The sequence below is a fragment of the Geomonas diazotrophica genome, assembly GCF_019063885.1.
In the GTDB taxonomy this organism is placed as follows: domain Bacteria; phylum Desulfobacterota; class Desulfuromonadia; order Geobacterales; family Geobacteraceae; genus Geomonas; species Geomonas diazotrophica.
Map to the genome: position 1 here is coordinate 3382455 of NZ_CP077684.1, position 17314 is coordinate 3399768.

The 17314-nt window shown below is 58.5% G+C and carries 14 protein-coding genes; 1 reads left to right on the top strand and 13 read right to left on the bottom strand.

Going from position 1 to position 17314, the window contains the following annotated elements; genetic code table 11:
* Window positions 1–264 precede the first annotated feature (264 nt).
* From KP003_RS14640 to KP003_RS14675, 8 genes are all read right to left on the bottom strand, one after another.
* Entirely contained in the window at window positions 265–1578 is a 1314-nt protein-coding gene (locus tag KP003_RS14640) for a cytochrome C (protein ID WP_217299810.1), read from the bottom strand.
* 360 nt (window positions 1579–1938) lie between these two features.
* Window positions 1939–2883: an NHL repeat-containing protein gene (locus KP003_RS14645; protein ID WP_217299811.1), complete on the bottom strand. Its 945-nt coding sequence runs from the start codon at window positions 2881–2883 to the stop codon at window positions 1939–1941.
* Window positions 2884–2980: 97 nt separating this feature from the next.
* A complete protein-coding gene (locus KP003_RS14650) occupies window positions 2981–4849 on the bottom strand; it encodes a tetratricopeptide repeat protein (RefSeq protein ID WP_239027670.1) in 1869 nt (622 codons plus the stop codon).
* Window positions 4850–4902: 53 nt separating this feature from the next.
* A complete protein-coding gene (locus KP003_RS14655; RefSeq protein WP_217299813.1) occupies window positions 4903–7881 on the bottom strand; it encodes a fused MFS/spermidine synthase in 2979 nt (992 codons plus the stop codon).
* Window positions 7882–7907: 26 nt separating this feature from the next.
* On the bottom strand, window positions 7908–8717 hold the full coding sequence (locus KP003_RS14660) for a S1 family peptidase (protein ID WP_217299814.1): 810 nt from the start codon (window positions 8715–8717) through the stop codon (window positions 7908–7910).
* A 23-nt stretch (window positions 8718–8740) separates the two neighbouring features.
* Window positions 8741–10360, bottom strand: a complete 1620-nt coding sequence (locus KP003_RS14665) for a tetratricopeptide repeat protein (RefSeq protein WP_217299815.1) — start codon at window positions 10358–10360, stop codon at window positions 8741–8743.
* Complete coding sequence (locus tag KP003_RS14670) at window positions 10357–11295, bottom strand: class I SAM-dependent methyltransferase (protein WP_216788987.1); 939 nt, start codon at window positions 11293–11295, stop codon at window positions 10357–10359. The genes KP003_RS14665 and KP003_RS14670 overlap by 4 nt, the downstream gene beginning before the upstream one ends.
* A gap of 24 nt (window positions 11296–11319) precedes the next feature.
* On the bottom strand, window positions 11320–12909 hold the full coding sequence (locus tag KP003_RS14675) for a tetratricopeptide repeat protein (protein WP_239027671.1): 1590 nt from the start codon (window positions 12907–12909) through the stop codon (window positions 11320–11322).
* A 281-nt stretch (window positions 12910–13190) separates the two neighbouring features.
* Between KP003_RS14675 and KP003_RS14680 the strand changes: the two genes are divergently transcribed.
* Window positions 13191–13874, top strand: coding sequence for a glycosyltransferase family 2 protein (locus KP003_RS14680; RefSeq protein ID WP_216788990.1), 684 nt, complete (start codon window positions 13191–13193; stop codon window positions 13872–13874).
* On the opposite strand, the gene KP003_RS14685 is transcribed toward KP003_RS14680, so the two are convergent.
* Genes KP003_RS14685 through KP003_RS14705 form a run of 5 tightly spaced genes read right to left on the bottom strand, consistent with a single transcriptional unit; the run spans window position 13867 to window position 17236 of the window.
* Complete coding sequence (locus tag KP003_RS14685) at window positions 13867–14298, bottom strand: hypothetical protein (protein WP_217299817.1); 432 nt, start codon at window positions 14296–14298, stop codon at window positions 13867–13869. The two genes, KP003_RS14680 and KP003_RS14685, sit on opposite strands and share 8 nt — an antisense overlap.
* Window positions 14299–14319: 21 nt before the next feature.
* Window positions 14320–15036 (bottom strand): FKBP-type peptidyl-prolyl cis-trans isomerase, encoded by a 717-nt coding sequence (locus KP003_RS21730; protein ID WP_217299818.1) that lies wholly within the window; start codon window positions 15034–15036, stop codon window positions 14320–14322.
* A 17-nt stretch (window positions 15037–15053) separates the two neighbouring features.
* Complete coding sequence (locus tag KP003_RS14695) at window positions 15054–15371, bottom strand: hypothetical protein (protein ID WP_217299819.1); 318 nt, start codon at window positions 15369–15371, stop codon at window positions 15054–15056.
* Between the two features lie 15 nt (window positions 15372–15386).
* Window positions 15387–16487 carry an SEL1-like repeat protein gene (locus tag KP003_RS14700; RefSeq protein WP_217299820.1) on the bottom strand — a complete coding sequence of 367 codons (1101 nt, stop codon included), beginning with the start codon at window positions 16485–16487 and terminating at the stop codon, window positions 15387–15389.
* Window positions 16418–17236 carry a tetratricopeptide repeat protein gene (locus tag KP003_RS14705; protein WP_217299821.1) on the bottom strand — a complete coding sequence of 273 codons (819 nt, stop codon included), beginning with the start codon at window positions 17234–17236 and terminating at the stop codon, window positions 16418–16420. The genes KP003_RS14700 and KP003_RS14705 overlap by 70 nt, the downstream gene beginning before the upstream one ends.
* Between the last annotated feature and the right edge of the window lie 78 nt (window positions 17237–17314).

The following is a 17314-nucleotide window of genomic DNA, read 5'->3' on the forward strand; positions in this document are numbered from 1 at the left end:
TGCCATGCGCGTGTGATCAGAACGTGACTATTCCAGACCTACATCCGAGCCACCAAGTAGGGAATTGCTTTTCGCCGGCACAGAATACTGCTATTACCAGGAGAAGTAAACAATATTTTACACTTAGCGATTGCTCCAATCGCAATATTCAAATGTATTTGACAGGATGAATGGATAAAAACAAAGAGAAGAAACAACCTTCATGGGACAAAGAAAGGGCCGGCAAGAAGCCGGCCCTCGATTAACATAACAGGTAGCAGGGAATTAGTCTTTAGCGTGGCACTTGTTGCAGTAGTTACGTGCCCACGGTCCGAAGAGGGTAGCCGGACGGCCGTTGTAAGCGTTGGTCTGCTGAACGGTGTTGTAGCCGGTGTTGATCTTGTTCTCGGTGGTGCTGGTGTCGTACATACCGGCGTTGCTTGCGTCAGCAACGGTCATGAACTCGTTGCCCAGGTAGTAGCGAGCCATGCTCTCGAAGCCGGAAGCGTGAGCGCGGTGGCAGGAGAGGCAGAGCACGTTGTTGCTGGTGGTCGGTGCAACCGGGGTAGCCTGGAAAGCCTTAAGAGCGGCGTAATCAGAAGTGGTGGCACCGCCGCCTACTTCGAACGGAGCCAGGGCGCTGTAGCCTGCGCCGGTGCCGCTCATGATACCGGAGGAAACGTATGCAGCGTAGTTGGCTGCGATCGGTGCGGTCAGCTTGGCGCCGTTGCCTGCCGGGTGAACCAGCCCTTTGACGCCGCTGTTGTAGGTGTCAAGGTGCATTGCGGTGTGGCAGTTTGCGCACCACTCGGACATACCGGAGCCGTAAGCGACGCGGTCAGCGGTACCCTGGATGGTGGTGTTAACAGCGTTGTAGGTGGACGGCGCGACTGCGGACGGCGGATTCGCGGTAAAGGCGAAGGAGCCGGTCAGTGACTTGGGCTGGTAGCCGATGCCGCCGAGGATGCGGTATGCGCCTGCCGCGGAAACGTTGGCAATCGGGTCTGCGCTGCTGGTGTAGGAGCCGGATGCGAAGATCGGCAGACCGGTGCTGGCGTAGGTGCCGTCAGCAAAACGACGGTAGCGGCCGTGGGGATCGTGGCAGCTGGAGCAGGCCAGGTTGCTTGCCGGGTAGGTACCACCCGGTGCGGCGGTCAGGTCCTTGTCCTGGGTGTAGCCGAAGTCAACCGCGATAATGTTGTGGCCGTGACGGTCGCCGTCCCAAGTGGTTGCAGTCTTGCGGATGGAGCCGGTCATGGTCTTCTTCAGCCAGGCGAAGTCGCCGCCCGGGGTCATCTCTACCGGGGTGGTGGAGTCGAGCTGGGTGACGCCAGCGGTGGAGATGTGGTAGCCGGTCGGAGCGGTGTCAGCAGACTGGTGGCAGTTGAGGCAGGCGCCGGACTGGTCCTGAGCCTTGAGGAGGAACGGGCCGGACTGGTACTGTGCCATACCGGTCACGTTTGCGGAACCTTCAAACGAGTTGTGCATGGAGTGGCAACCTTCGCACTCGGCGACGCCGCCGGAGTGGAAAGCGAGTGCGCTACCAGCGGTAGCGAACGTGAAGAGTGCTGCTGCGGTGACTACTTTCGTCAGTTTCATGTCTCTCTCCTTTTTTTGTTTACTGCATTGAAATGTACTGCCGTGAAACAACCGATTTGTCTTCTACATCTTATTCTGCCTTTTCACTTCACATCGTCTTGTACTCACATATAGCAGCGACCATGCCAATTCGGATTTTTTTCTTCATATTGCGATAAAACGGGCACTTGCGACCGCTACGTCACTTTCCACCCCGCGGGCATCTGGCCTTTACACCTGCCTTTTAGCGATATGCCCGGTCATTTCACCGCCAAACCGTTTTGCAGTCCGCCTTCTCCCGGTGCGCAGAAAAGAAAAGGCATCCACCTCAGGGTGAATGCCTCCGATAATAGTGGTAGCAACGGCTGCTGCCCGGAACGCCTACTGGTAGGTAAGCTGATAGATATTGACTCCCCTGCGCCGCATCTGGCTCACGTAGACGCGGCCGGCTGCCGTATCCACTGTTATTTCATTGGGAACGATGACGTTGCTCGGCCTGGTGCCGCGGAAACCGAACTCCCGCAGGAACTGGAAGTCTTTGCTGAAGATCATGATGACGCCGCGGAGCTTGTCCGTCACCAGGATGTTGCCGAAGCGGTCCTCGGCGATACCACCGGGCACGCCGAACTTGCCCGCGCCGCTGCCCCGCTTGCCGTACTCCTTGATGGTGCCGTCCGGGGACTGGATAACCGCCCGCCCCAGTGCGCCGACTACGAAGAGCATGTTGCGGTTGTTGTCCACCATGAACCCTTCAATACCATTTTCCATGCGCTGCCTGTCGTTGAACTGGTACAGTGTCGCGATGTCGTAACCGCGCAGGAAACGCCCCTCGGGGTCCAGGATGGCCACGTACATCCCCCCCTGGTCCGCCAGGTAGACTTCCCCCGCACGATATACCATGCGCCCGGGGCGAAACGCCTCGAACTCCGGCGGAAGGTTTCGCAGCGGGAAGCTCCTCTGCGGCTCTCCGCGGTAGTTGCACTGCACGATGCGGTACTCGTTTTCCTTGTGGGACAGAAGCAGAATCCGCCCCTGCTCGTCTACGGCCGCATCGTAGACCCCGCCCAACTCACGATCGTAATCGAAATGATAAATCAACATGCCGCTGGAATTGAAGATATCGACACCGCCACCGGCAACCACGTAGACCTCGCCGCGGGCTTCGTCAGCAAATGTTCTGGCACCGCTGTATGGCATGACGCCGTTGAAATCCGACAGGCTGTAGAGATAGGTCGCGGTTACCGATTCGGCGTTGGCCACGGCAGCAGGGAGCAACGAGGACATGGTGAATTGAAGGAAAAACGCCAGCCCGATCTTAAGTCTCATGGTGTTCTCCGTGTTGGCAAAGTGCCAGGGTGTCGGGATTTTCCCGTAGCAGCCCGATAAAGTCAATACCCGGATTTGATTGCCTGTCTGTCCGCGCCTACTTGTGGCCCAGTCGCGCCAGCCAGTCACGTGCCGCGGATGTGCCCGGTGAAACCTGCAGCACCTTCTGGAAATCGGCGGCGGCTTCATCCGGCCTGTTCAACTTCGCAAGAACCACCCCTCTGTTGAAATGGGCCTCGACCGAGTCCGGATCCAGTTCGATGGCGCCATTAAACTGCTCCAGAGCCTCGGCAAGACGCCCTTCCTTGGCAAGCCCCACCCCCATGTTTATCGCGGCCCCGGTCGAAACCGGGCCCAATTCTTTCGCCATCTGCTTGTGCTGCATGGCCTCGGCCGTCCGGCCCGCCTGTAAAAGCGCGGCGGCAAGGTCGATATGGGGTTCCTGGCGGTTCGGGTCGATTTGCAGCGACTGTTCCAGGGCGGCAATGGCCTCGGCCTGACGCCCGAGTCCGGCCAGTGTTTTCCCGAGACCGGCCCAGGCAATGGCATGATCGGGGACCACCGCCAGCGCTTTTTGATAGTAACCGAGTGCCTCGGGATACCTCCCCCAGCGGACACAGATGGCGCCAAGGTTGGTATAGGCCGTTGCCGAACCGGGATAGATCTCGAGGGTCTCTTTGAACAGCCGGTAGGCACCCGCATGGTCGCCACGCTCGTCAAGCGCTATGCCGTAGTTGTTGGTGATGAGGTAGTTGTCCCTGGTGACGGCGAGCGTGTGACGGCAGATAGTGAGGCTGTTTTTCCAGTAGTCGAGTTGAAGCCAGGTGAGTGCGGCCAGTGTAATGAGCACGGCCGCTCCGCCACCGGCAAGGATAGCCTCACGCTGACGCCATCCACTGCTGACATCGGTCACCAGCCAGCAGAGTGCGATGAAAAGACCGATGAGGGGGATGTAGGTATACCTGTCCGCCATGGACTGGCCTCCCACCTGAATCAGGCCGATAACCGGGAGCAGCGTGACCAGGTACCACAGCCACCCCGTCACGAGATACGGGACCCGGCGCCCGAAACGCACCACCAGTAGCGAAATGGCGCAAAGCAACAGAAAGGAACCAAGTACCAGCCAAAGGGGTACAGACTTAGGGAAAGGATACAGGATGCCAAGGTCGCTCGGCCAAAACATCAGGCCGATATATTTTATATAGGCGACAATAGCGTTCTCGACACGAAGCAGGATAGGAGCCTTGTCGAGCGTCGCCATGGCCCCCCCCTTGTGCTGGCCGTAGATGGTTACGGCGGCGGAAAGGAGGGTGAGCAGTAAAAACGGTATCTTCTCCTTGATCAGGGTCAGGTAGCGCGACGGGGGGGGGGCGACATCCGGGGACGCGGGGGCCAGCCGGTTCAGGGGCCAGTAATCCAGTAGCAGAAGGATGACCGGGAACGTGACCAGCATGGGTTTCGCCATGAGCCCGAGAAGAAAAAGAAGGAGGGCCCCGAGGTAGCCAGCGATGCGCCTGCTTTTCACGTAGCTTACATAACAGTGCGAGGCCAGGAGCATCAGAACGCAACTCAGAACGTCCTTACGTTCGGCAACCCACGCAACGGACTCGACATGCAGCGGGTGCAGGGCAAACAGCGCCGCGACGTAAAAACTGGGCCAGGCGGCGTCAGTCAGCCTGACGAGCAGCAGGAACAATAAAAGGGCAGCCACGGCGTGCAGTACGACGCTGACCAAATGATGCCCAGCGGGCTTGAGGCCGAACAATTGCACATCTGTCATGTGCGAGAGCCAGGTCACGGGGTGCCAGTTGGACATGGTGGTCGAGGTGAATGCCCAGACGAAACCGGCGGAAGTCAGCCCGTGCTTCACGACGGGGTTGTTGGTGACGTAGCCCGGGTCGTCGAGGTTGATAAATTCGTGTGTGGCTGTCTTGGCGAAGACGGCCAGGGTGATGATAATCAACACCAATGAAAAAATGCATCTTATACGCATAGAGGTCCCCATATCCTAGGTGACTATCATTTCGAATTTCTGGTCTCAGCCAGCAACAAGCGTGTAAGCAGATCCCCGTCCTTTTTTTGGAGTGGCTCTGCACCATACTTTGCCCATACGGCAGCGGCCCCGGCCGCGTTTCCTTGGGCGACCTCGCCAAGCATGGCGCACTGAACCAGAAACTGCAGGGCGCCAGGGGCAAGATTCCTGGAATCCGCAAGCAGCAGGCGAGCGGTTTGCGACATGGCTGCAGGATCGCGGCGCCCCACAGCCTTCAAGACCCCAAGGGTCTGTCGCACCGCGACAGGCAGATCTGCGGAGTGGGGCGAAGCTTCCAACCTGCTCCAGATGTCATCCAGTTCCCGTGCTGTCAGATACGGGGCCACGCTCGCCCCCACCGTAAGCAGCGCTCCTACCGTCCGAGCATGGTCCGGCATCTTTTCGCCCACCTTGAAGAGCTGATAGACCTCCTGCGCCGCCTGTTTCACCTCGGGGGACACGATATCGTAAGGATCCTTCAGCTGCCCACTGGCGAAAAAGTCGCGCAGGATCATCGCACCGTATGCCGCCTGGCTGTTGCGCGAATGTTCCGACGGGATCACCGACGTTTGGGTCCGGGGCAGGCTGCCGCCCCCCAGCATTTCAAAAGTCGGCAACGGCGCAGTTCCCGCAGTCACCAGTTCCTGGGCCGAACGCCTCAAAAACCGCGTTTTGGCGGCATTCTGGTCGATCACCGGGCGGTAATCTGAATTTGCCGGAATTTCATAGGTAGCCAACACCTTCTCGAAGAAACGTTTGTTTCCGACCTTGCGAACACTGAGGTCCTGCGGGTCGAGAACGTGAATCCTGGCGAGCGCCTTTTTCAGCGGGGGGGGGACGAATATCCGGGGCGAAGGGGAATCCAGCTTCCGGTCTGACGCAAGGATAACCAGGTCAAAATCATTGGCGGCGTAAACGACATAGTCGTTGAAGTTTCCGGATACCGCCTTGAGGACAGACATCACCAGATTCGTATCAATCTCATACATTTGAACCCACTGAACAAAGATGCCGTTCTTCTCAAGATGCCTCTTGGCCAATGCGTAGAATTCCGTTGAGAACAGGCCGGAAACGCCGCTGACCCAGGGGTTTGAGGGTTCAGAGACGATGATGTCGTACTTCTTGCCCCAGGTTGAGAAGTACGTTTTGGCATCGTCCACGATGATCCGGCTGCGAGGATCGCTATAGACGCGACCCACCAGGGGCTTAAAGAGGCTGGCGCCGCGGATCATTTTTTCTTCTATCTCAATGGTATCAACGGATCGCAGGTCCGGATTGCACAGCAGGGTCTCTGAGGTAAGGCCCGAACCCAAGCCGATAGCGGCTACGGTCCTGGCCTCCGTGTTGAACGCCATCGGCAAGGCCCCTAAAAGCACTGCGGTAGCCTCATCACTGGTAGAGAAATTGCCGCTCCCCATGAAGATCGAGGCGTCCGTTTTCCCGTTCGTGTTTATGGCGAGTGAGCCGTCCTGATCCTTGACCAGGCTGATACTCGCAGTCTTTCCGTCCTCGTAGAACACAAGCTGAGTGTTGTTCCGATTAAGCATGGTGCCGTAGCGATAGACCCCCGATGACATCTTGTAGGGGTCAAGATGAAGTAGAAAGGGAACCGCTACAAGTGCTCCAGCGCTGGCCATCGTGACAGCCATCGCAACTCCCTTTTCCCCGGAAGCGGCGAACTGCCAAAACAGCATGACTCCCATCGCGATATCAAGCCCGGCTCCAAAAGTGATCAGGCCTTTGAGCCCCAGCATGGGCAGACCGATGTGGATGGCGAAAAAGACACCGATGATCGCGCCAATGGTATTGGCGGCGTACACGGCGCCTATACTCCGCTCCCCCCCTCCGCTACCGAGCAGGATAAAGGTTATCAGGGGCAGGGTCATGCCGGCACAGAACGTGGCCGGCAGCATGACGCAAAGGGCGATCCCGCTGCTGAAAAGGTTGAACAGGAGATACCCGGCATCGGTCTTGGGCAAGGCCTTGACCCCCCAGGCCATCACCTCGAAGCTGTTGCCATAAAGACAGAGGGTCAATAGGGCCAGCCCCCCCATGATGACCTGGACCCAGCCAAGGAAGCGACAAGGGGCAGCCAAGGTGTCGATCCGGCGCTGCAACCAGCAACCGCCAAGGGCGAGCCCGAGAATGAACGCGCACAGCATCAGTTCGAAGGCATGAGTGGAGGTCCCCATAACGAGACTAAGCATCCGGATCCATCCGATCTCATAGATGAACGAGGCGGTCCCGGTTACAAGCGATACCAGCAAGAAGAGTGCGGACAAACGGGATGCGGCCTCTGCAGGCGTCGCTGTTGAGGCGGGACGGTCCGGCGCCGCGCCAGCGCTCCCCCGCAGCATGAACCAGACGGTGGCAGCGAGAATAATGTTGATGATGCCACCCGCCGCCACTGTCCAGGGAAGACCGAAGGCCTTTATGAGATAGAACCCGGTTGCCAACACCCCGGCAGCGGCACCTATGCTGTTTGAGAAATAAAGCATGCCAAGCGATCGCCCCGGTTTTTCCGGAAACATTCTCAGGATCGCCGCGCTCATCAGGGGGAATGTCATGCCCAGCAGAATTGATTGGGGAAGAATAAGGAGCGCCGAGAGCACCCATTTGAAAAGGCTGATCGCGGTCGGACTGCCGAGAAAGGGAATGATGCTTGTGTAGGCGAGACTGATTACGGCTGTGAAGATCAGGTGAAAAAAGAGCGCGCACACGCCGATGACGGCCTCGGTGGTCGCGTACCACAGCATGAGATTGTGCCAGCGTGTTGAATACCGGCTGCAGATCCAGGAACCGATAGCCATCCCGCCCATGAAAATGGCCAGCACCAAGCTCTGGGCATACGCCGCATGCCCGAGAAAAAGCTTGAGATAATGAGTCCAAATGGACTCGTAGATCAAACCGGAAAAACCCGACAAGCCAAATATCAAGAAATAAGCGGTGCTCTTGTTACGCATCATCTAGTCAGTACCTCACAAATATTGCATCACCGCTGCGGTGCATCCCGAAACAAGATGTTCTCCTCGATCCAACCCCGATAAGGAGCCAGGCTCGTGTACAGCCCTATGTCTTCGCATATCTTGTGATTGAACTTTCCACCTTCCGCACGCTGTACCGCCTGGGACTGGATTCCGATCACGGCATAACGAGCCTTGCCATCAGAGAGGGCCACTCTGAACAACGGACTACCCGAATCACCGCTACACGGCCCCGCACGCAAGTCATGCAGCTCGATGAGCTTTCCTTTGGCGAGGAGCTTGGAGGGGGCGACCTCAAGCTTGCGCAGAACACCGGGGTCGTTGCCCTGGTACGTGGAAACACCGTACCCCGCAGCGATGTAGTTTGCCTTACCATCGATGAAATGATCAGGTTCGCTCGCGATAGCGGCGGGGACATACCCCAGTGGGGCGGGACCTGACAACCGAACAAGCGCGAGGTCGAAGCTGCTGTTGCTGCGGTTTTGCTCAGGATCGTAGGCAGGAGGAATCCTGATCGCCGCCACGTCCAGCGCAACCCCCCCGCGCCCCGGGATCAGGTCCCGACCGAAAACGACAACGAAATCAGAGGGGGTGCGCGAGGCATCGAAACAGTGAGCTGCCGTCAGCGCAACATCGGGCGCAATGAGGACACCGGTGCACACGCCGTCAGTTGCGGGGTTGATGATGCCGACCAGGTGTCTGCTGAAGGCATCTTCGAGTGAGACCTGGGTCCCCCCTACGATGGCAGAGGCGCGTCCCGGCAAAAAAAGAAGCAGCAGAACGCAGCATACTACAGTGAGGTTCAACTTCACCATCATATGGCACCCCAAAAAAGATCGTACTACCCCTTAACAGTTGACATAAGGCTTTTCACCTTCTTTTCGACCTCACCCTTGTACTCAAGGTAGGTGAGAGGCACGGTTCGCAGGAAGTGTTGATAGTGCTGGAGCGCCTCGCGGAGCTGCCCCCTTTTTTCACAGATCTTGCCGAGATTGAGATGCGCCATCGCCTTATCCGGATCGGTCTCTCCCGGAGGTGCGGCTAGCGCGGCAAGGTAATATCTTTCTGCCGTTCCCAGATCGCCCCGCACGGCGGCGAGCGTCCCCATTTGTACCATTGCCTCGGCGTGCTGCGGGTTGAGCCTGAGAGTCGTCTCCCACTCCCGTTGCGCCGCTGCGATGTCGCCGTGTTCCAGATAGGAGGTTCCCAGGTTGTAGTGTGCGCCAGGAGAGGCGGGGTCGTTGCGCACGCCGCTGGAAAAGAGGCTGAGGTTGTCCTTCCAGTCCAGATTGCGCTGGAAAGTCAGCACCGAAGCGGCGACCAGCACGATCGCCGTGGCCGGTATGAGCCAGCGCCGCCCCCCCTCCCTCACGTTACCGGCGCGCCAGAGAAGCCCGACCCAGATGAAGAAGCCGGCAGCCGGCATGTAGAGGTACCGCTCGGTTATGAAGTCGCTCGGGATGGGCACGATGTTGGAGATGGGTATGTAGTTTATAACCATCCAGCCGAAGGCGAAGATCGCGACCCGGTTACCGCTGCGGAAAATGTACACCACGACCGCCAACAGTAGCAGCAGCAGCGGGAGGTACCAGGCCGGCGAGAAAATACCCCCCTGCGGCACCTTGTGAAAGAGGGTGAGATCGGCAGGGAACAGCAGCAACGCTATATACTGCGGGATGATGTGGTAGTTGATGGCGAGGCGCGAGAACAACCCTTCGGCGGGGACCGGAGTCCCCACGATCCCCTGCAGGGAATAGGCGCGCATCGCGAAGTAGAGGAGCGTAAGGGCGCCGTAAGGCGCCAGCAGGATGATCCTGTCCTTCCAGTTAAGGGGGCGCTCGGATTCCTGCAGCCGCATGAATGTGGCGACAAAGAGAACGGCGGACATCATGATGCCGGTCTCCTTGCTGAGCAGGGAGCAGAAGTAAAGGAGCGACGAGAACCAAAGAAGCTTTTTCCCCTCGGCGCGCCCCTGGAGGTAGGACAGGAAGGAAGCAAGCCCGAAAAAGAGCGCCATGAGGGTGTTGCGGGCGGAGATGAAGTTGACCGCCTCGGCGTTGGCAGGATGTACGGCAAAAAGAAGCGCCGCAGCCAGCGCGGCGAGGCGATCCCGCAGCAACAGGCGCAGCACCAGGAACAGCAGCACGACATTGCCGAGGTGAATGAATATGTTCACGGCGTGGTACCAGGCCGGCCTCATCCCCGCGAGCTGGAAATCGAACAGGTAGGTGGCCCGATTGAGCGGGCGGTAGTACGGCTTGATCAGGTCCGGGGCGAAGAGGACGTCCGGTATGTTGGAGAGGCTGAGCGTCTGCGGGTTGTTGACGATGATCACCTCATCGTCCATCACGAAGCCGTTGGAGAAGCTCACCCCGTACACCGACAAGGTGACCACAGCCAGGATGACAATAGAGAGCAGGGTCGTGCGCAGGGTGTCTCCTTTGCTGCTGGCCGCCGTCATGATGCCACCTCCTGATGCCGGTCAAGACGGGTGCGCTGTGCCACGACGATCAGTGAGCCGCCGCGGTGCAGCATGGTGCTTGCAATCAACATCGGCAGGGCCAGAGCGGTGAAAATGGTGCCGAGCAGCAACGAGACGATGCGCGCCACCGCCCCGCTGTGAACCTTTTTCCCGGCGATCTGGTTGAAAAACAGGTCCGGCTCAGACTGGATGCAGTTAAGCGCGCTTTGCGACCATCCGAGCAGGTCGTATTCGAGTTCCTGGTGCCATCGTTGCCGAACCTCAAACCCGGCGGCGCGGAGGCAGCCCGTAAGGGCACGATCAGTGAAATGGAACAGGTGGCGCGGCACATCGGCGTGCAGCCATTTCGGCCCGAACAGTCTGGCTTGTAGTCCCCCGAAGTCCGGGACGGCGATGATGAGCCGGCCGTCCGGCTTCAGCAGTCGGTCCGCCTGGGTCAGCGTCCAGCGCACGTCCCGCATGTGTTCCAGGGTGTGCCACATGGTTATGCAGTCAAAAAGACCGGCCCCGGAAATCCTGTCGAGCGAATCCTCCACTTCAAAACCGGCACGCCTCGCCGGCTCGGGGTTGAGCTCTGTACCGGCAACCCGCCAACCGGCGGAAGTCGCCTCGAGGAGAAAGGCTCCGTCACCGCAACCAATATCGAGCAGACGCCCCGGCGCACCGGATACGGCACTCCGGAGAAAGCGAAGTCGCCTGCGGGTACAGTAACGGGCGGTGAACCCGTGGCGATTACCATAGTAGGGATACGAATAGTACCGACCGAGGTCCTCGGGCTGGGGGGAGGTGTGTCCAAGGCCGCACTCCGCACAGGACTCGATGGCGAACGTCTCTTTGGTTATCGGGTCCCGTACCAGCGGGTACTGGGTTTTCAGGGGCGCGCCACACGTGTTGCATTTCATTTGCATCGTCATTGTAAAGTTCCTTGGCTGGAGCGGCTACCGCGCCGCTTGCCCTCGTGCAAGAAGGTCCTGCGTGAGCCGCATCTGCGACTGGTAAACGGGATTGTCCGGTTTCAGGCGAGCCGCGGCGATGAAGCTTTCCAGGGCTTCTTGCAGTCGCCCCTGCTGAGCAAGCGCGATGCCGAGATTGTAGCGAGGCTTGTCGAATTCCGGGTTTAGCTGGACCGCTGTGGAAAATTCCACTACGGCCTCCGCGGTCATACCTTTCATGCCGTAAACGGTCCCCAGGTTGTTGTGGGTCAAAGCGGCGGAAGCTCGGGCCCGGGGTGTCAGCACCGATCCCGATGAACTCTGCAGTTGCAGGGATTCCTTGAATTCCCCGAGCGCCTCGTCCAATGCGCCGCGTTGCAGCAAACCTTCGCCGTAGCCATCGTGCGCCGTGGCCGAGCGGGGGGCTTTCTGCACCGTGTCTTTCCACAGGGTATAGCTGCTTTGCCAAACCTGGACCCTTTGGTACGAGACAAAGGCCAGACAGGCCAAAGCGACCACAGCGCCGCATGCAGCCGCTACCCTGAAAGGAGATCGCGACGCCGTCCAACTTACCTCACCTACCGTTGCCAGGGCAATGCACGGGGCTGCCCCGAGAAGCGGAAAGTAAAGATACCGGTCGTTCATGAGAGTAACGATCGGGACGATTTGGGCCACTGGGAGCAGACCCAGAATGAAAAGGCTGTACCAGAAAAAGAGGTCACGCCTTGAGCGCCAGAGCACAGCTCCGATACAAGCCACGCCCAGGCATACCATGGCCGCCCCGAAAACCGCACCATCCACGGATGTCTTGATCGCGGGAGAATAGATCGCGCTCAGTCCGGAGGGCCATACCAGCATTCTGAGGTAGCTGGCGAAGACGGGAAGCATAGTGAGGAAGGTGGCGAAAGCACTTCCACCGTGGTAGGAAGTGCGACCGGCGCCAAGGTCGCTCATGCTGCTCTGCTGCGTGACAAGGGTCATGGCGACAATGGCCGCAGCCGCAATCACGAAGGGAACTTTATCCCGATAGGATGCTACACCTTTTGGGGCCAGACAGATATCGTAGAGCAAAAGCATCAGCGGGAAGATTACGGCTACAGATTTAGATAGGAGGGCGCAGACAAAAAGGGCCAGACAGGCGCCGTACCAAAGCCCCTTTTTCGCGCGATTCTCGTCCTTGTAGGAAAGGTAGCAGTGAAAGGCCAGGAGGTAGAACAGCATCGCCAGCAGGTTTTTTCGCTCCGAGACCCATGCCACGGATTCCACTTGAACCGGGTGCACCAGGAAGATCAGGGCAGCCACCACGACCCAAGGTTTAGCCCAGGCGATGCGGCACAGCAGCAAGTAGAAAATGACGCCATTAACGGTATGGAGCAGCACGTTGGCGCCGATGAACCCAGCGGGGTTGAGCCCCCACAGCTCGTAGTCGATCATGTACGAGATGATATGGAGCGGAGCGTAGTTGCCAGCGTGCACCCGAGTGAAGGCCTCGCGTAGGTGCGCCGGCGTTATTCCCCGTATTGCCTGGTTTTCAAGGACATATTGCAGGTCATCCCAGTTGGTCAGAAAATGATGCTGGAGGGCCTGGAAGTACACCAGCAAAGAGGCAGTCACCAAGAGTACGATCTGCAGCCAAAAACACGCCGTTGTCTTCGCGGTTACCGTGGGTGAATCAAGAGCCTCAGGTGGCATGATTTCGCAGTGTTCAGTGGTCATAGATGCGGTGTAGATTATCGTAAAAATGACGTGACAGGCAAGACGTTTATGCCGGCCGCCCAAAAATGCTTTGCTAATCCCTGTGCGTGGATTAGAATGGGGGCCGCTCAGTTCGCCATCGAACACAGATGCAATGCCAAGGGCCGGGGAGATGCAATTTTATGAGACTGTCTGTTGTCATACCTGTTTACAACGAGAAGGAAACCATTCGGGAAATCTATCAGGCGGTACACGCCGTCCCCTTTGACTTGGAAGTGATCCTGGTTGATGACTACTCCACAGACGGGACCCGCTCTATCCTTCGTGAGTTGGAAGGCCCTGACACAAAGGTGCTATACCACGAACAGAACATGGGCAAGGGGGCCGCACTGAGAACGGGATTCCAGAACGTGAGTGGGGACATCGTCATAATTCAGGATGCTGACCTCGAATACGACCCTCAGGAATATCCGAGGCTTCTGCAGCCGATCCTAGACGGGAAAGCCGACGTGGTTTACGGGTCGCGCTTTGTAACCGGCGAATACCGCAGGGTGCTGTTTTTCTGGCATATGCTCGGCAACAAGTTCCTCACCTTGCTTTCAAACATGATGACTAACCTCAACCTGACGGACATGGAGACCTGCTACAAGGTATTCCGCAGGGAAGTGCTGCAAGGCATCACCATCGAGGAAAACCGGTTCGGCTTCGAACCGGAGATTACCGCCAAGGTCGCCAAACAAAAAGTGCGTATCTACGAGGTCGGCATCTCCTACTCTGGAAGGACCTATCAGGAGGGTAAGAAGATCGGCTGGAAAGACGGCATTTCCGCCTTGAAGTGCATCCTGAAATACAACCTTTTCAGGTAGCGGTTTCACTGGCGGGTTTGCATCCCCACAGTCGGCGGAACTCCAAGACACCCAAAATTGCGCACAACGCGAGCCCAATCAAACTTACCACGCCGCCGGCCTTTACCTCTGCAGGATCGTAGGTCATCTCCAGAACATGCTTCCCGGCTGGCCACTTCATCGCCCCCGAGATAATCGGCACGGAAATGTCTACCGCGACAGGAGAGACTGAACGTTGAGGCAAGTACAAATGCCCCCGCCACCGCAACTGCCTCAGGGCCTCTACGACGAGGGGCCGAATGGGCTGAAATAGCATCGAAGTGTCGCGCCAGACCAGCGTGTGACCTTCCAACAGGTAGCGGGCCAGCGGCGCCAGGGCACCCAGGCAGACCAGCGCGAACGACAGCAGTTTCCGTCTTTCTGGGGAAGTGGTATGCGGAATCATTGAGGCTCACCCAAGCTATGGTCAGGGCTCGGCGTCGATGAGCTCAACATCGAAGACCAGGTCTGCATTGGGCGGAATCTTCCCCCCGGCCCCCTTCTCACCGTACCCCAGCTTGGCGGGGATTATGAGGCGGCGCTTGCCGCCGACCTTCATGGAGGCGAGCCCCTCGTCCCAACCTTTAATAACCTCACCCGTACCAAGGGTGAACATGATGGGTTTTTCACGGTCCAGAGAGCTATCGAATTTCGTGCCGTCCTGGAGCCACCCCGTATAGTGCACGCGAACCTTCTTCCCCTTCTGCGGGACTCTGCCGGTTCCAGGTTGAAGGTCCAAATATTTCAGTCCAGATCGTGCTTTCACCAGCTTCGGGGCTTTCAGTGTCTTTTGCAGCCCGGAGAGGAATTCCTTTTTATCCTTTTCCTGGCCGGTGTCGTTGAAGGCCTTTATGTCTATAGTGGTCTTGTCAAGGATGGGGTAAAAAACGCGGGAGGGGAGTATCTCGCGCTTAAGCAGCTGCATCTTTTCGCTGTAGGGGCGCCCGTCTATTATTTTGCCGGCTTCTTCCTCCCCTACGCCAGGCAAAGACATGAGCTGCTCCTTTGTCGCCAGATTGAGATCGATGAGACCTGCCTGGGAAGCGGGTTTTGCCGGAGCTGCGATCACAGGGGCCGGCAAAAAACCGAGAATTTGACACGCGAGCACGCCGCCGCAAAAAACTAACATCACGGGATTTTTCATTATCTCTCCTGGCCATCTCACTTCTGTTTTACAAATTTCCCGCCTTCCAGGGAAAAGGTGCGGTCGTCGATGAGTCGCCCCACATAGGTCTGGCCGACCGGCGCCCCTATATCGAGCTGAACCAAGTCGTCGCCCTGCATTTTCCAGACAAGGGGAACATCGCTGGGCAGCTTCGAGCCAGCGGGTGGGCTGATAGTTCCTTTGTGGTCCTTCTTCAATACGATTGTGCCGGTTGGACCAGCCCAGCTGCCAGGCACTTTGGATTCGGCACTGCAGCCAGCGGCGATTGCCGTGGCGAGGACCAGCCACAGGTGGAATACGAGCTTACGCATCATGTGAGAGTCTTCCCGTTACCTTTGGTTAAGTCGCCTTATTGCTTCGCGTGCCTCAGCACTGCCGCCTGCCGCCGCTTTCTCGAACAGTGCCAGGGCGGCATCCCGGTCGATCCGTCCGACCTCTCCACTGATCAGCATCACGCCCAGGTTGTACTGCCCTTGCACGCTTCCCCCCTTGGCCGCCCGCTCATACCAAGCCGCAGCTGCATGGCGGCTTTGGCTGACACACCACCCGTTGTCATAGAAGAAACCGAGCATTGCCTGCGCCTCGGGGTCTCCCCTGCGGGCGCCGAAATCAAAAAGGCGTAGAGCCTTGCAGTGATCAACAGGAACGCCATCGCCTGAGAAATACATCGTGCCGAGGTTGTACGCAGCGGCAACGGAACCAAGGACCACGGCTTCCATATACAGGCGTGCAGCCTCTGGCTTGTCCGCACTAACTGCATCACCGCTGTAGTGGCGTTCAGCGAGCGCGGTGAGAGCCTCCACGTACCCGGAAGATGCGGCCTGACGCAGCCATTTCAGTCCGGCCTCCAGATCACTGCCACCACCGCTGCGGGCGAGGTACAACAGGTAGAGCTGGTACTGAGCCGGAGCGTATCCGTTGCCAGCCGCCTCAAGCAACCAGCGCTCCCCCTCCTTGAGATCCAGGGCCGCTCCATCTCCCGAGAGATACATCGTTGCCAGCTTCGTCTGACTGTAGGGGTCGCCCTTCTCGGCAGCCGCCCGGTAAAATCTACCTCTTATCCCCAGTGAAGATCTGGACTTAGCGAACCCGCCGCTGGTCGCTTCCTCATAGTAACGACGCGCAGCCAAAGGGTCTTTCGCCTCGCCCTGCCCCAGTTCGGCCATCCGCCCGAGATAGAAGAGCGACTCGGGGCTGCCATCAGCCACGAATTCGCTACGCGCCGAGCGGTAATCTCCGCGGCTGTAGGCCGCGACACCCTCCTCAAAAGAGGCACTGCAGGGGGTGAGCATTGCCAACAGGACCAAGGCGGAAACGGATACGGTCCGGCCGATCATTCCGGTGAAGGCCGCGGGCACGGTCAAAGCCCCAATGCTTTCAACGCGGTGACGGCATCCGGATTCCCCTGGGCCGCCGCTTTCCTCAACCATTCGACGCCTGTGGCCTGGTTGCGCTGGACACCAGTCCCCTTGAGGAAGCACTCTCCGATCTGGAATTGAGCCTCTCCGTGCCCCGCCACAGCCGCCTTGCTCAGCCAGAGGGCCCCCTCGACGTCGTCTCGTGCGACACCATCCCCGGAAACCAGCATGGCCCCAAGGCGGAATTGCGCCTGGGCATTTCCCTGCTCCGCAGCCCTACGGAACCATTTAGCGGCCTCGCGATGGTCTTGTTTCACCTCTTCGCCGTAGAAGTATGCTGTAGCGAGGTTGTACTGGGCCATTACATGGCCACGTTCGGCGTCACTGCGGTACCACCGGATCTTCATGCTCTCAACCTGCCGCCTCAAGCGGTCGAGGTCATGCTGTGCCTCCTCGCTCCCCTGTTCGGCAGCCTTCGCATACCAGGTCACCGCTTCGTCCAGATCCTGGGCGACCCCTTCCCCCATCTCATATAACTGGGCGAGGTTGACCTGTGCTTCCATAAGCCCCTGCTCCGCAGCCTTGCGAAACCACAAGCTCGCCTGCCTCAAATCCTTGTCAACGCCCTCACCCCGGTAGTACATGACTCCAATGCTGTTCAAAGAGCGTGGACTGCCGTCTGCCATGTAGAGGGAAAGGGCCGCAGCATAGTCTTCCCTCTCCAACGCCCTCTCCGCCGCCTCGAAATCGGCGAAGACCGGCTTTGTCGACAGGGCGAAAAGCAAACCCGCAACGATGACGCCACATCTGATGTGTCTCATACGTCACTCCTTCGATCACGATATTTTCCAAGGCAAGGCGGTACAGGCATGAAGTAGCCTAAGCAGGCGCCGTGCGGG

Coding starts and splice junctions, on each gene's coding strand:
- KP003_RS14640 (WP_217299810.1), bottom strand. CDS start 1,578: ATGAAACTGACGAAAGTAGTCACCGCAGCAGCACTCTTCACGTTCGCT.
- KP003_RS14645 (WP_217299811.1), bottom strand. CDS start 2,883: ATGAGACTTAAGATCGGGCTGGCGTTTTTCCTTCAATTCACCATGTCC.
- KP003_RS14655 (WP_217299813.1), bottom strand. CDS start 7,881: ATGATGCGTAACAAGAGCACCGCTTATTTCTTGATATTTGGCTTGTCG.
- KP003_RS14660 (WP_217299814.1), bottom strand. CDS start 8,717: ATGATGGTGAAGTTGAACCTCACTGTAGTATGCTGCGTTCTGCTGCTT.
- KP003_RS14665 (WP_217299815.1), bottom strand. CDS start 10,360: ATGACGGCGGCCAGCAGCAAAGGAGACACCCTGCGCACGACCCTGCTC.
- KP003_RS14670 (WP_216788987.1), bottom strand. CDS start 11,295: ATGACGATGCAAATGAAATGCAACACGTGTGGCGCGCCCCTGAAAACC.
- KP003_RS14680 (WP_216788990.1), top strand. CDS start 13,191: ATGAGACTGTCTGTTGTCATACCTGTTTACAACGAGAAGGAAACCATT.
- KP003_RS14685 (WP_217299817.1), bottom strand. CDS start 14,298: ATGATTCCGCATACCACTTCCCCAGAAAGACGGAAACTGCTGTCGTTC.
- KP003_RS21730 (WP_217299818.1), bottom strand. CDS start 15,036: ATGAAAAATCCCGTGATGTTAGTTTTTTGCGGCGGCGTGCTCGCGTGT.
- KP003_RS14695 (WP_217299819.1), bottom strand. CDS start 15,371: ATGATGCGTAAGCTCGTATTCCACCTGTGGCTGGTCCTCGCCACGGCA.
- KP003_RS14700 (WP_217299820.1), bottom strand. CDS start 16,487: ATGGTTGAGGAAAGCGGCGGCCCAGGGGAATCCGGATGCCGTCACCGC.
- KP003_RS14705 (WP_217299821.1), bottom strand. CDS start 17,236: ATGAGACACATCAGATGTGGCGTCATCGTTGCGGGTTTGCTTTTCGCC.